This window comes from Thioalkalivibrio sp. ALE28 (assembly GCF_000377425.1).
Taxonomy (GTDB): domain Bacteria; phylum Pseudomonadota; class Gammaproteobacteria; order Ectothiorhodospirales; family Ectothiorhodospiraceae; genus Thioalkalivibrio.
In genome coordinates this window covers 35,694-50,451 of the sequence record NZ_KB898101.1, presented here as the reverse complement: position 1 = coordinate 50,451, position 14,758 = coordinate 35,694, and the positions used below count along the sequence as shown (strand labels likewise).

The 14,758-nt window shown below is 68.3% G+C and carries 10 protein-coding genes; 3 read left to right on the top strand and 7 right to left on the bottom strand.

Annotated features, from left to right (window positions below):
* Nucleotides 1-11 precede the first annotated feature (11 nt).
* The 5 genes from rplM to D105_RS0109830 form a co-directional block, all read right to left on the bottom strand.
* On the bottom strand, nt 12-440 hold the full coding sequence (gene rplM / locus D105_RS0109850) for a 50S ribosomal protein L13 (RefSeq protein ID WP_017940583.1): 429 nt from the start codon (nt 438-440) through the stop codon (nt 12-14).
* A 238-nt stretch (nt 441-678) separates the two neighbouring features.
* Complete coding sequence (locus D105_RS0109845) at nt 679-1,200, bottom strand: DUF4168 domain-containing protein (RefSeq protein WP_018867173.1); 522 nt, start codon at nt 1,198-1,200, stop codon at nt 679-681.
* Nucleotides 1,201-1,494: 294 nt separating this feature from the next.
* Nucleotides 1,495-2,922 (bottom strand): sigma-54 dependent transcriptional regulator, encoded by a 1,428-nt coding sequence (locus D105_RS0109840; RefSeq protein ID WP_018878294.1) that lies wholly within the window; start codon nt 2,920-2,922, stop codon nt 1,495-1,497.
* Nucleotides 2,919-4,394, bottom strand: a complete 1,476-nt coding sequence (locus D105_RS0109835) for an ATP-binding protein (protein WP_018875843.1) — start codon at nt 4,392-4,394, stop codon at nt 2,919-2,921. Before D105_RS0109835 ends, D105_RS0109840 begins: the two co-directional genes overlap by 4 nt.
* Before the next feature lie 99 nt (nt 4,395-4,493).
* On the bottom strand, nt 4,494-5,714 hold the full coding sequence (locus tag D105_RS0109830; protein WP_018878293.1) for an ISL3 family transposase: 1,221 nt from the start codon (nt 5,712-5,714) through the stop codon (nt 4,494-4,496).
* Nucleotides 5,715-6,095: 381 nt separating this feature from the next.
* On the opposite strand from D105_RS0109830, the gene D105_RS0109825 reads away from it, so the two are divergent.
* Nucleotides 6,096-6,776, top strand: coding sequence for an MBL fold metallo-hydrolase (locus tag D105_RS0109825; RefSeq protein WP_018875844.1), 681 nt, complete (start codon nt 6,096-6,098; stop codon nt 6,774-6,776).
* Between the two features lie 79 nt (nt 6,777-6,855).
* Here D105_RS0109825 and htpX read toward each other — a convergent pair whose 3' ends face one another.
* Together htpX and parC are read right to left on the bottom strand one after the other, a co-directional pair.
* Nucleotides 6,856-7,743, bottom strand: coding sequence for a protease HtpX (gene htpX, locus D105_RS0109820; RefSeq protein WP_018867169.1), 888 nt, complete (start codon nt 7,741-7,743; stop codon nt 6,856-6,858).
* Nucleotides 7,744-7,854: 111 nt separating this feature from the next.
* Entirely contained in the window at nt 7,855-10,116 is a 2,262-nt protein-coding gene (gene parC, locus D105_RS0109815) for a DNA topoisomerase IV subunit A (RefSeq protein ID WP_018878292.1), read from the bottom strand.
* A gap of 143 nt (nt 10,117-10,259) precedes the next feature.
* On the opposite strand from parC, the gene cls reads away from it, so the two are divergent.
* The gene (gene cls, locus D105_RS0109810; RefSeq protein WP_018878291.1) at nt 10,260-11,681 is read left to right on the top strand and encodes a cardiolipin synthase; all 1,422 of its coding nucleotides are present in this window, start codon (nt 10,260-10,262) and stop codon (nt 11,679-11,681) included.
* A gap of 197 nt (nt 11,682-11,878) precedes the next feature.
* Nucleotides 11,879-14,755: an EAL domain-containing protein gene (locus tag D105_RS0109805; RefSeq protein WP_018878290.1), complete on the top strand. Its 2,877-nt coding sequence runs from the start codon at nt 11,879-11,881 to the stop codon at nt 14,753-14,755.
* Nucleotides 14,756-14,758: the final 3 nt, after the last annotated feature.

The following is a 14,758-nucleotide window of genomic DNA, read 5'->3' as shown; positions in this document are numbered from 1 at the left end:
ATTCTGGCGGCTCAGACTTCGAGCGGCTGCGGCTGCTGGGCCGTATGCCGGTGTTCGGTGCCGGCGTAGACCTTGAGCTTCTTGAACATGGCCCGGCCAAGCGGGTTGCGCGGCAGCATGCCCTTCACGGCAAGCTCCAGCACCTTCTCCGGATGACGCTCGATCATCTGGGTGAAGTTGGCTTCCTTGATGCCACCCGGATAACCGGTGTGGTGGAAGTACTTCTTGTCCATGGCCTTGTTGCCGGAGACGCGAATCTTCTCCGCGTTGATCACGACGATGTAGTCGCCGGTATCGACATGCGGCGTGTACACGGGCTTGTGCTTCCCGCGCAGGCGGCGTGCGATCTCGGTGGCGAGTCGGCCGAGGGTCTTGCCGTCGGCGTCGACGAGAAACCAGTCGCGTTCGACTTCGGCCGGCTTGGCGCTGATGGTACTCATGATGTTCGATGCTCCGAGGTCGGGGCGATTCAGAAAGCGCGCAAGAATAACGCTTCCCTTCACCCGATTCAAGCAAAAGGGACAATTCGCGAGACGGGCCGTGCTCGACGTCCACCGGAGGCGACGTGGCGGGCCGGGGCCTGCGCGAACGCCCTCCGCACATAATAAAGGGGCCGCCCCGAAGGGCGGCCCCCCTTGCAGGCCCCGGGCGCAAGGCCCGGGGCGGCACACAACCCGTTTACAGCTGGGCTTCGGCGCGCTCCTGCACTTCCTGCATCAGCTCGGGGTCGTTCTGCAGGGCCATGGCGACTTCGTTGTATTCCTCGACGCTCATGCCCGCATCTTCCACGGCGCTGACCATTTCGTCCTGAGCTTCCTGCTGCATGGACTGCGCCTCGGTCTCGTCCTCGGCGTTCTGCAGGCGGTCGGCGAAGTCCTCGCGCACTTCCTGCACCGCGACAAAGGCGGTCACGAAGGTGTCGATGTCCCCTTCGCTCAGGTCCACCTCGGGGGCTTCCTGCATCGGGGCACCGCCCTGGGCCGCGCCACCCTGGGCGCCACCCTGCGGCGGCTGGCCGCCCTGGGCACCGCCACCGGCGCCGGCACCGCCTTCCTGGGCCGGGGGCTGGCCACCCTGGGCGCCGCCCATGTCGCCACCGCCGGCGCCGCCTTCGGCACCACCATACTGCGCGGAGGCCGCGCCACCCACGGCAAACAGGGAGGTCAGGGCCATTGCGAGGATCGTCTTGCGCATATTCATCATGTTGCTCCTTTTCCTTTGGTTCGATCGGATCTCGCGGCCGACCGGGACCCGCTCGAGGCGCCCCCGGTCCAGCCGCGCCGCAACCGTGTGAGGAGGAATGAGCCCGTGCGGGCTGCGCTTCTCCGATTGCTGCCCGAAGAGGAGCAGGCATCGTGCCAACAATGGCAACCGGGGAGACATTCTATAGTAATCAGATGGTTAGGACTGAATCAGCTGACATGGCGTCCGCCGACGGCGGGATTGTGAATGGGTCATAATGACACATGGGTCAGCTCGACCCGGGTCAGGATGTCACGACGGGTCGGATTCGCCGAGCTTGCGGTAGAGCGTCTTGCGTCCGATGCCGAGGATGCGCGCGGCCCGCTGCTTGTTGCCGTCCACGTGCTCCAGGACCCGCTGAATGTAGTCGCGCTCACGCTCTTCCAGCGTCGGCCATTGGGTGTCGTCGCCGACTCCCGCTACGGGTAACACCTCTGCGCCGGCACCACCGGCGGCCACACCCGCATCTTCGCCGCCGATCGCGAACACGCGTTCCGGCAGGTCCCGGGTCTCGATCACCTCGCCCGTGGCCAGGGTGGCGGCGCGCTCGATGAGGCTGGCCAGTTCGCGTACGTTCCCGGGGAAGGGGTAGCGCACCAGCGCGCGCAGGGCCTCCGGGCTGAGACGCCGCTCGGGCAGGCCTCGGGCCAGGGCTTGCTGGCGCAGGAACTGCAGGGCCAGGTACTCGATATCGTCACCGCGTTCTCGCAGCGGCGGGATCTCGATGCGGAAGGTCTCCAGGCGATAGTAGAGATCCTCGCGGAAACGGCCGTCGGCCATGTGCGCCTGCAGGTCCTGGTGGGTGGCCGCGACGATACGCACATCCGTCTCGATCTCCTCGTTGGCGCCCACCGGGCGCACCCGTCCGTCCTGCAGCAGGCGCAGCAGCTTGCTTTGCATCGCCACCGGCATCTCGGCGATCTCGTCCAGGAACAGGGTTCCCCCATGTGCCTCGGTGAACAATCCTCGACGGGCACCCTTGGCCCCACTGAAGGCACCCGCAACATGCCCCAGCAGCTCCGACTCCAGCAGGGCCTCGGGGATGCCGGCGCAGTTGAGCGCGACGAACGGCCCGTGCGCCCGGTCACTTTCCGCGTGCAGCGCCCGCGCCACGAGTTCCTTGCCGGTCCCGGACTCGCCGGTAATCAGGACGCTGCCGTCGGCGGCCGCGATCCGCCGGATCAGGTCGAACATCTGCAGCATGGCCGGACTGTGTCCCTGCATGCCATGAAACCCGTCGGCCCGGGCGAGCACCTCGCGATAGCGCCGCACCTCGTCCTTCAGGCGACGCGCCTCGGTTACCCGGTCCGCAGCCAGGCGCAGATGATCGAGGTCCACCGGCTTGGTCAGAAAGTCGTCCGCCCCCGCCTTCAGCGCGGCCACGGCCTGGTCGATGGTCCCGAAGCCCGTCAGCATGATGAAGCCCGGCGCCGGCACCCGGGCGCGCGCGTCCTCGAGCACCTGAAACCCGTCGGCGCCCGGCAGACGCAGGTCACTGACCACCAGACTGAAGGCCTGCTGTGCCAGTGCCCGCGCGGCGTCCTCGGCGCTGCCTACCGCGGTGACCGCGTAGCCGGCCTCGGCCAGCTCCTCGTGCAGCAATTCGCGATGTCCGCGGTCGTCTTCGACGACAAGGACCGATTCCGGGGGCGCGGCGGGTGTTTGTGGCGCGGCGCTCATAGGCGCGTCTCCTGCGGTTCGTCAGTGGCCAGCGGCAGATGCACGACAAAGCGGGTCTCCCCGGGCACGCTGCGATCCAGCGCGACCGTGCCGCGATGATCTTCCAGTGCCACCTGGACAACAGCCAGCCCCAGTCCGGTTCCCTCGCCCGTGGGTTTGGTGGTGAAGAAGGGCTCGAACAGGCGCGCCGCCTGTTCGTCGTCGATCCCGCGCCCGGCGGTCGGACCGTCATCGGCCACCACCAGGGTTACCCGGTCGGCCTCCGCCCGCCAGTGGACCCGCACCTCACCGGCGGCCGCCTGGGCCGCGTTCTCCAGCAGGTTCTCCAGCGCCTGTCCGAGGCGCAGACGATCGGCCGCGACGACCAGCGCCTCCCCGTCCACCTGGAACCGGATCGCGTCGGGCGCGTGCCGCGCGCGCACCCGCTCGACCAGGTCGCCGACCAGTTGCGCGAGGTCCAGGGGGCGTTCCTGCAGGGGATTGCGACGGGCAAAGTCCAGCAACTGCCGCACGATGGTCTCCACCCGCTCGAGTTCGGCCTGCAACGCCTCCATCTCCTTGCGCGCAGGATCCGGCTCCGGCAGGCGGCGAATGGCCCGCTGCACCCGCCCGGCAATAATCCCGAGCGGTGTCCCCAGCTCATGCGCCACACCGGCCGCGAGCTGGCCGATCGCCGCCAGCTTCTCCGAGTGCCGCAGCTTTTCCTCGAGCCGCACCTGCTCGTGGCGCTGCGCCTCCAGTTCCGCCTCCGAGGCCTCGCGGCGCTCCATCATGCGGTTCATCGAGACCGCCAGCCCGCGCAGTTCGGCCGGCCCGTCCTCCGGCGCCCGCAGGCCGCGCTGGCCATCGCCGATCGCGCGCATCGCGGCCATCAGGCGCGACACATGCCGGCCGACGGCGCGGTGGTAGCCGAACAGTACGACCAGCAGGAACAGCGCACTGACCGCCAGCATCAGCAACCCGCCCTGCCACTGCAGCTGCGTGACGAAGGCCCGGAACGGGGTCACATCGCGGGTCACCTGCAGCAGGCCCACGATCCGCCCGGCCGGATCGGACAACGGCAGGAAGAAGGAGAAGGTCTCGCGCCCCTGGTGCTCGCCGAAGGCCCCGAGACTGCCGGTCTCGCTGATGACCCGGGCCTCGCCGCGGCGTTGCAGGGTCGGGCTGGGCGGCCCACTGGCCGCGACCATGCGGCCCTCGGCGTCGTAGACGTAGACCCCGAACACCTCCTCGATCTGGAACAGCGAATCCAGCGATTGCTGCACCCCGGACACGTCGTCCTGCAGCATGGCGCTCGACACCGGGAGGCGGATCGAACGCGCCACCAGTTCGATATCCTCCTGCATGCGGTTTTCCATCTGGACCTGGAATTCGCGCAGGCCGAGCGCCACCACCGCGGCCATCATCAGCAGCAGCGGCAGCAGCACGAAGGACAACACCGCGGTGCGCAGGCTGTTCAGGCTTCGGATCATGGGCGTTGGGTCATCATCGACGGGCCATCCGCGGCACGGGCCGGACTCAATGGTAGACACGCCCGGCAACAGGAGGCGAATCACAGGCAAAAAAAAGGTTCATCGAGCATTACCGGGGAACGCGGCGCGGATTTTGAGGAAGAAGTATTCCTGGTCGCGGTAGCCGTAGGCGCGGCGCTTGATGACCTTGATGGTGTTGTTGATGCCTTCGACAACGCTGGTGTTCAGCCGATGCCGGCAGCGCGAGACGATGCCGGGGAGATAGGGCTCCAGCAACCGCGCGAAGCGCTGCAGAGCATGAATGCCACTCTCCTGTGCCTGCTGCACCCAGTGTCGCCAGGCCTGCCAGGTCTGTTCCGGACGGCGCTGGAACCAGAGCCGCTTGAGCTCGTCGCGTAATAGATAGACCGTCAGTAACGCCTGGTTGGCCTGCAACAGCTCGTCCAGGTGGACTGCCTGGCCGGCGTTCAGCGATGCCCGGTTACGCAGCAGCAACCAGCGGCTGGACTTGATCACGCGACGGGCCTGGCGGTCCTCGCCCAGACGCTTCGCCTCGTCGACGCGCACCCGGTCGATGACCTCGCGGCCGTACTTGGCCACCACATGGAACAGGTCGTAGACGATCTCGGCCCGGGGACACTGCGCCCGGATCTCGAGCTCGAAGGCCGTGGTCATGTCGATCGCCACCGCCTCGATGCGCTCGCGCAAGCCTTCGGGGAGCTGTTCGAAGAAGGCCCGCGCCGTCTCGCGCGAGCGGCCTTCCCCGACCCACAGCACCTGGCGCCGGATCGGCTCGATCACGACCGTGGCATACCGGTGGCCCTTGTGCAGGGCGAACTCGTCCATCGCCAGATAGCGGATCGACGCCCAGTCCGGCTCCGGCAGCGCAGCCGCCAGCCGATGCCGGTCCACCGTCTTCACCGTGTGCCAGCCCAGGCCATAGAAGGCCGCCACCGCCTGGATGCTGGCCGACCGCAGCAACTGACTGCAGGCGTCCGCCAACCGGTTGGTCAGTCGCTGGTAGCGTCCCAGCCAGCTCAGGCGCTCCAGCTGGGGACCCCCGCAGTGCTCGCACCACACCCGACGGCGCGGCACCACCAGCACCACCCGGTACTCGAACAGGGGAAGATCCCGAACCCGCCGAAGCGTCGTCTCGTGCACCTGACGCGTCCGGTGCCCGCAGCGTTCGCAGTGCATCCACTGCCGCGTCGGCTTCAGGTGCAGCTCCAGCGTCCCGCCGGCCTCCTCCGGCCACACCGCACGCTCCAGCCGATAGCCTTCCCAGCCGCCCAGCTTCTGCAACGTCTTCTTGTCCAGCATCGTCCTCTCCCGTGTCCAACCCGGCTCCACGCGAGACTACGATGCCCTTCAGCGGACGAATACCTCCCCGGTATCCTTCGATGAACCAAAAAAAAGCGCGGGTCGAAGCCCGCGCCAAGAAAACCACCAAAGGAGGATGGAGGAGTCCACTAACCACTGACAGGGGGGACAGCGATTAGCGTATGCAAATCTTCTAATATGGCGATGTTCTTGTCAACCGGTGAAATCCGCAGGGGGTCGTCCTTCACCGTTTCGTCATATCACGTACCCTTGAAGACCTGCATACCCCGTAAGACGCACGTCCGCCCGATCTATTCCCGGGCATGAAAACCACCCGCCGGGGATGCACCAAAAATCGACTTCGTTCACGGATCCCGCATCATGCTTCGTCACCTGAGCCACCCCGTCACCTCGCTTGCCCAGAACGCCACGCTGATCTGGTGCGATGCGACCGGGGCCGCGGCCTGGGTCGACCCCGGCGCGGATGCCGCGACCCTCGAACAGATCGCCCGCGAGCACGGCGTGCACCTGGAGAAGATCCTCCTGACCCACGGCCACCTGGACCATGTCGGGGCCACCGCCGAACTGGCCGCCCGTGCCAATGTGCCGGTGATCGGGCCGCATCGCGACGACGCCTTCTGGCTGGACCAGCTCCCGGCGCAGGCACAGATCTTCGGCTTCCCCGAGACCGCGCCACTGGTGCCCGACCAGTGGCTGGAGGATGGCGACACCATCGCGCTGGGCCAGACCACACTCCGGGTGCTCCACTGCCCCGGCCATACCCCGGGGCACGTGGTCTTCCACGACTCCGAGAGCGGCCTGGCCCTGGTCGGCGACGTGCTGTTCCACGGGGCAATCGGCCGCAGCGACTTCCCGCGCGGCAACGGGCGCGAGCTGATCGCCTCGATCACCGACAAGCTCTGGCCGCTGGGCGACGAGACCCGGTTCGTGCCCGGCCACGGCCCCGAGTCCACCTTTGGCGAGGAACGCCGCAGCAACCCCTTCGTCGGCGACGCGGCCCTTGCCGCCGGCGGACAGCCCGGCCGCGGCCGCTACTACTGAGCCCCGCGAAGCAGCATCTCTCAAATGAAACGGGCCGCCCCGAGGGGCGGCCCGTGTACGCACGGCGCCAGGCGTCTTCTCAGCCGTTGGCGCGCAGCGCGGCGATGCGCTGTTCGATCGGCGGGTGGCTCATGAACAGCTTCTTCAGGCCCTGGGCCATGCCGCCACGGATCCCGAAGGCCGCCATCTGGTCCGGCATGTCCACCGGCCGCCCGGAGGCCCGGGCCAGCGACTCCAGCGCGCCGATCATCTTCTCGCGCCCGGCAAAGCGGGCCCCCGCCTCGTCGGCGCGGAACTCGCGCTGACGCGAGAACCAGAACACGATGATGGAGGCCAGGATCGCGAGGATGATCTCGGTCACGATGGCGGTAATCCAGAAGGCCGGTCCGTGACCCGACTCGTTCTTGAAGATCACCCGATCGACGAAGTGGCCGATCACGCGCGACAGGAAGATCACAAAGGTGTTCACCACGCCCTGGATCAGTGCCAGGGTCACCATGTCGCCGTTCGCCACGTGGCCGACCTCGTGCCCCAGCACGGCCTCGACCTCACCCTGCCCCATGTTCTGCATCAGTCCGGTGCTTACGGCCACCAGGGCGTTGTTCTTGCTCATCCCGGTGGCAAAGGCGTTCGGGTCGGGCGAATCGTAGATTCCCACCTCGGGCATGCCGATACCGGCCTGTTTGGCCTGGCGCTGCACCGTCTCCAGCAACCACTGCTCGGTGGCGTTGCGCGGCTTGTCGATCACGTGGACCTTCATCGTCTTCTTCGCCATCCACTTGGAGATGGCCAGCGAGATGAACGACCCGCCGAATCCGAACACGGCGGCGAAGATCAGCAAAGCGGTCAGGTCGAGATCGACCCCCTGTTCATCGAGGATGCTCTCCACACCCAGGATACGCAGGGTGATGCTGAGCACGATCAGGATGGCGAAGTTGGTCGCCAGAAACAGCAGAACACGTTTCATGAAGTTTTCCTGTACTCCATCAATCCATTTACGGGGATGTCGCAATCATCGGGGCGCACCGCGCGAATTCAAGCGCCACCCCGATCAGTGACCACCGGAGCGCCCCGGGGTTCAGGCCGGGCGCACTTCCAGGCGGTCCGCATTCTGGTAGCCGCGTGGCAGCTGGCGCCCGCGCCGGGCGCGCTCGCCCACGTACTCCGCCCACTCGGCCGGGGCCAGTGCCTTGAAGCGCTTGCCGGCGTGCACGACCAGGGTGTCCTGCGGCCCCAGCACGGCCACGTCGAGCACCCGCTCGGAGCCGTCCTTGAGGGCCGCGGACGGGATGCCGATCAGCTTGTTGCCCTTGCCGCGCGCCAGCTCCGGCAGCTCGGTGGCCGGGAACAGCAGCAGATAGCCGCGGGTGGTGACGACCGCGATGTGGTCCTCGTGCGGGTTGCGCACCGGGGCCGGCTGCAGAACGGCCGCCCCGTCGGGCACGGTCAGCACGTTCTTGCCGGCCTTCTGCCGCCCCAGCAGATCGCCCAGTTTGGCGACGAAGCCGTAGCCGTGATCCGAGCCCAGCAGCCAGCGGTCTTCCTCCGCGCCCGTTGCCATGCCGACAAAGCGCGCGCCCTCCGGCGGGTTCACGCGGCCGGACAGCGGCTCGCCCTGCCCGCGCGCCGACGGCAGGGTGTGCGCGGGGATGGTATAGGTGCGGCCGGTGGAGTCGATGAACGCGACCGGCTGGTTGCTGCGCCCGGTGACCGCGGCCTGGAAGGCATCCCCGGCCTTGTAGCTGAGCCCCTGGGCATCCACGTCGTGGCCCTTGGCCGCACGTGCCCAGCCCTTTTCCGACAGCACAATGGTCAGCGGCTCGGTGGGCACCAGCGCGGACTCGTCCAGTGCCTGCGCGGCGGCGCGCTGGACCAGCGGCGAGCGGCGCTCGTCACCGTAGTCCGCGGCGTCCTTCTCGATCTCGCGCCGCACCTGGGTGCGCAGGCGGCGCTCGGACCCCAGGGTCTTCTCCAGCTGGTCGCGCTCCTTGGCCAGTTCGTCCTGCTCGCCGCGGATTTTCATCTCCTCGAGCTTGGCCAGGTGGCGCAGCTTCAGCTCCAGGATCGCCTCGGCCTGGATATCGGACAGGCCAAAGCGGCTCATCAGTTCCGGCTTGGGCTGGTCGTGCTCGCGGATGATCGCGATCACCTCGTCGATATTGAGATAGGCGATCAGCAGGCCTTCCAGCACATGCAGCCGCGCCTGCACCTTCTCCAAGCGCCACTGCAGACGCCGGCGCACGGTCTCGATGCGGAAGCTCAGCCATTCACTCAGCAGCCCGGCCAGGTCGCGTACCTGCGGTCGGCCGTCCAGGCCGATCACGTTCATATTCACGCGGTAGGTCTTTTCCAGGTCCGTGGTCGCGAACAGGTGCGCCATCAGCGCCTCGACATCCACGCGGTTCGAGCGCGGGGTAATCACCAGGCGGGTCGGGTGCTCGTGGTCGGACTCGTCGCGCAGGTCCTCGACCATCGGCAGCTTCTTCGCGCGGATCTGGCTGGCGATCTGCTCCAGCAGCTTGGCCCCGGAAACCTGGTGCGGCAGCGCGGTGACCACGATGTCGTCGCCTTCGCGTTCATAGCGCGCCCGCGCGCGGATCGAGCCCTGGCCAGTCTCGTAGACCCGGCTCAGCTCGGCGGGCGGGGAAATGATCTCGGCCTCGGTGGGAAAATCCGGCGCCGGCAGGTGCTCGCACAGCTCGGCGACGGTCGCCTTCGGGTGCTCCAGCAGGTGCACGCAGGCCGCGGCCACCTCGCGCAGGTTGTGCGGCGGGATATCGGTGGCCATGCCCACGGCGATCCCCGAGCCGCCGTTCAGCAGCACGTTTGGCAGGCGCGCCGGGAGCATCTTCGGCTCCTCCAGCGCCCCGTCGAAGTTCGGCACCCAGTCCACCGTGCCCTGCCCCAGCTCCGAGAGCAGCAGCTGCGCATAGCGCGAGAGGCGCGACTCGGTGTAGCGCATCGCGGCGAAGGACTTGGGATCGTCCGGCGAGCCCCAGTTGCCCTGCCCGTCGACGAACGGGTAGCGGTAGGAGAAGGGCTGCGCCATCAGCACCATCGCCTCGTAGCACGCCGAGTCACCGTGCGGATGGAACTTGCCGAGCACGTCACCGACCGTGCGCGCGGACTTCTTGTACTTGGCGGTGGCCGAGAGCCCCAGCTCGCTCATCGCGTAGATGATGCGGCGCTGCACGGGCTTGAGCCCGTCGCCGATGTGCGGCAGCGCACGGTCCAGGATCACGTACATGGAGTAGTCCAGGTACGCCTTCTCGGTGAAGTCCTTCAGCGGCAGCTGCTCGCCGCTGTTGGCGAACAGGCTGGGGGTCTCGATATCGCTCATCGGCGCTCTCGCGAATGATGGGTGGCGCGGGCTTTTACCCCGGACCGGGCCCGCGTACTGTAGCGGGCACGCGCCCGCCATTCCACGGGGTCACGGAAAAACCGCCGAACCGGGGAGCGGAGAAGCCCCGGAGGAGTCCATTCGTGCTGGATACAGGCTGGATCGCCAGTATCGCTGCCGTCGCCGTGTTTGCCCTCGCGGCGATCAGCGTGGTGCACGCCCTGCTGCAGCGCCGCGACACCGGGACCATCATCGCCTGGGTCGGGTTGATCGTGCTGCTGCCGCTAGGCGGCTCGGTCCTGTACTGGCTGTTCGGGGTCAACCGCATCCGCCGGCGCGCCCACGCCCTGCGCGAGGGCTATCTGATCGCCGACCCCAGCGCCGGGGGCGCCACCCTGAGCGAGCCGCCGGAACGCTGGCAACGCCTGCTGCACTCCGGCGACCGACTGAGCCCTTTCCGGCTGGTCGGCGGCAACGCGATCGAACCGCTGTTCGACGGCGACCGCACCTATGCCCGCATGCTGGACGCCATCGACAGCGCCCGTCACAGCATCACCCTGGCCACCTACATCTTCGACTACGACCGGGTCGGGGAACGCTTCGTGGACCGCCTGCAGCAGGCCCAGGACCGTGGCGTGCAGGTGCGCGTGCTGATCGACGCCATCGGCGCCCGCTACAGCCGCCGCAACACCCTGCGCCGGCTGCGCCGAGCGGGGATCCCGGCCACCACCTTCATGCCGGTGCACCTGCCACGCAGTCTGGCCGCCTTCAACCTGCGTAACCACCGCAAGATGCTGGTGATCGACGGCCACCAGGCCTTCACCGGGGGCATGAACATCCGCCGCGGCCACAGCCACGCCGATCCGGGCCCCCACCCGATACACGACCTCCACTTCGAGCTGCGCGGCCCCGCCTGCACGCAACTGCAGCGGGTGTTCACGGAGGACTGGCAATTCGCCACCGGGGAACGTCTGGACGGCCCGCGCTGGTTCCCGGACACCATTGACCCGGCCGGGGCCCGCGCCTGTCGCGGCCTGCCGGACGGCCCGGACGAGGACTTCGAGGTCCTGAACTTCACGCTGCAGTCGGCCCTGGCCGAGGCCCGCGAGCAGGTCACCATCATCACCCCGTATTTCCTGCCGGACGTGGCGCTGACCGGCGCGCTCAAGGCCGCCGCCCTGCGGGGCGTCCGGGTCGACATCCTGATCCCGGCCCGGAGCAACCTGCGGCTGGTGGAATGGGCCAGCCGCCCGCAACAGGGCGAGCTGCTGGAGCGCGGCTGCCGCCTGTGGCTCACCCCGCCGCCCTTCAACCACGCCAAGCTGATGCTGGTGGATCGCGAGTGGGCCCTGGTCGGCTCCGCCAACTGGGATCCGCGCAGCCTGCGCCTGAATTTCGAGTTCAATCTGGAATGCCTGGATGCCGGCCTGGGTGGCGAACTGGCCAGCTGGGCCGACGCCCTGCGCGCGCAGTCGCACCTCCTGACCCTCGACGAGGTCCGCGCCCGTCCGCTCCCCGCGCAGCTACGCGACGGAGCCGCCCGCCTCCTCACTCCCTACCTGTAACGCGGGGCGACACTCCCCGGCCGGCGTGCAGACAGCGTTAGCCGGCCCCCATGCACCGCCCCCCCCGAATGGGGGCGGCGGCCTGCGGTCTTTTGTACTGTAGGCGATGTCACGCGAATACCCGACGGGGCCCGATTCGCTTCGCCGCAGGGGAGTAAAGGGATGTTACGACGCGCGGAAACCGCAAAGGGACATCGATGAACGGGGTCCTGGTGCCGTCGCTCTATCTGGCCGCCGGCCTGGCCGCCTACGCCAGTCTGAGCCACCTGCTGCACAGCCGCCAGAGTGCGCGGCGCACCGAGCACCGCCTGTTCGCCACGATGTGCGCCCTGATGGTGGTGGTCGCCATCGGATCGGCCCAGACCTACCAGGCCGACAGCGTCGCGGCCTACACCCGCGCCCTTACCCTCAACATCTACCTGCTGGCCCCGTTCTACGTCCTGTTCGCCGCCTTCGTCGCGGCCCATACGCGGACGCCCGCACGCGGCCTGATGACCGGACTGCTGGTACTGCTGGGCATCACGTGGGTGGTCAACACCCTGCAGCCCTACAGCATGCAGTACCGCCACATCGAGGAGCTGCGCATCCTCGAGCTGCCCTGGGGCGAGAACGTGGCCCTGGCCGTGGGCACGATCAGTCCCTGGTTCGGCTTCGGCGTCCTCGCGGTCTTTCTGGTGTTCGGCTTCGCGCTGGTCACGTTGATCCGGCATTACCGCCGCCACCGTCAGGCCACCACCCTGCTCCTGCTGGGCGGGATCGGGGTCTTCGTGCTGTTCACCATCCAGGGCGTGCTCGCCCGTGCCGGCGCGCTGGAGATGCCGCAGCTCGCACCGTTCGGCTACGTGGTGATGGTGGTGATGATGAGTCTGGTGCTGAACCGCGAGACTGGCGAACGCCTGCGCGACTCCGAGAGTCGCTTCCGCGCGCTGGTCGAGCAGTCCCCCATCGGCATCCAGGTGCTCACGCCGGAAGGCGAGATCCGCCAGACCAATGCCGCCTGGGAACGCATGCATGGCAGCGACGCCTCCCGCCCGGGCGGGAACGTCCTCGAGCGCCCGGATCCGATCGACCAGAAGCTCCTGGAACCGCTCGCGGATGCCGTGCGCGGGCACTACCGCGAGATCGGCCCGCTGGCCTACACCCCGCCGGCGCCTGCCGACACCGGGACCGGGGAAGGCCCCGCCGGCCCGCCCGGGGAGCGCTGGCTACGGGGCTGTATCTACCCGTTGCAGGATACGCAGGGTGAGGTGCAGGACGTCATCGTGATGCAGGAGGATGTGACCGCCGCGCACCGCAGCGAGGATGCCCTGCGCCTGATCGCCGAGGGCCTGCAAGCACGCTCGCGCGAGGAGTTCTTCCAGCAGCTGGTGCTCAAGCTGAGCAACCTGTTCGATGCCGACTATGCCCTGATCGGCATGGAAGACCCGGAGCACCCCGGCGTCGTCGAGACCGTCGCCCTGTGCGCCCGAGGCCGGATCGTCGACAACCTGCGCTACGACCTCGCCGAGACACCCTGCGAACGCGTGCTGGAGATCGGCACCTGTATCTATCCCTGCGACGTGCAGCAGCGTTTCCCGGAGGATGCAATGCTGGTGGAGATGGATGCCGAGAGCTACCTCGGCGCCCCGTTGCTCGACAGCCAGGGGACGCTGCTCGGGCATATCGCGATGGTCAACCGCCATCCGGTCGAGGATGTCGACAAGGCGATGGAGATCCTCGGGATCATGGCCGACCGCGCGGGCGCGGAACTGGAGCGGCTGCATACCGAGGAGCACATCCACGCGCTGGCCTACCACGACGCCCTGACCGGGCTGGCCAACCGTACCCGCCTGCACGACGACCTGACCCGGCATATCGAGGAGGCCGTCGTGGGGGACCTGCACGGTGGCCTGATCCTGATCGACCTGGATCACTTCAAGACCATCAACGATGCCCTCGGTCACGCGGTGGGCGACACCGTGCTGGGGGCCGTCGCCGAACGCCTGCGGGCCCATGCCCCGGAGGGCGCGCTGATCGTCCGCCTGGGGGGCGACGAGTTCGCCGTGGTGCTGCCGCCCCGCGATGGGGCCCGCGAGGCACTCGAGTCCGACCTGCACGCCATCGCCGAACGCATCCTCGAGGCCCTGCAGCGACCCATCGTGATCGGCGAGCGCACCTTCGGGGTCGGGGCCAGCCTGGGCTGCGTATGCTATCCGGATGCCGGCGAGAGCTCGGCCGATGCCCTGCGCCACGCCGATATCGCCCTGTACCAGGCCAAGCGGGCCGGGCGCGGCGGCGTGCAGTTCTACCGCCATGCGCTGCAGGACGAGGCCCATGCCCGCCTGCAGATCGAGGACGGTCTGCGCCAGGCGGTGGAGCGCGGCCAGCTGGACCTGCACTACCAGCCCCAGCTCGATGCCGCCGAACGCCTGATCGGCGCCGAGGCCCTGCTGCGCTGGCGGCACCCGGAACTGGGCGCGGTTGCGCCGGACCTGTTCATCCCGGTCGCGGAGGAGACCGGCCTGATCCATGGCATCGGCAACTGGGTCCTGGACCATGCCCTGGAACGCCTGTCGCAGTGGCAGCAGGCGGGGCTGCGTCCGCCGCGCCTGGCCCTGAACCTGTCACCGTGGCAACTCTCGCGCCCCGATTTCGTCGACCAGTTCCAGGCCCGCCTGCGCCACCACGGGGTTGACGCCCGCACCGTGACCCTGGAGGTCACGGAATCCGGACTGCTGCGCGACCTGCCGGATGCGATCGCCAAGCTGGGCGCGCTGCAGACCCTCGGCGTGCGCATCGCGCTGGATGACTTCGGCACCGGGTACTCGTCGCTGGCCTATCTGCGCGACCTGCCGGTGGACGAACTGAAGATCGACAAGTCCTTCGTGCAGGGGCTGCTGGCCGGTGGCGACCGGACCCTGATCGAGAACATCGTGGACATCGCCCGCAACATGGAGCTGGACGTGATCGCCGAGGGCGTGGAACACGCCGAGCAGCGGGACCAGCTACTGGCGCTGGGCTGCACGCGCTTTCAGGGGTTCCTGTTCAGCGAGCCCCTCGCCGAGGAGGCCTTCACCGCCCGGCTGCGGCAATAGCAC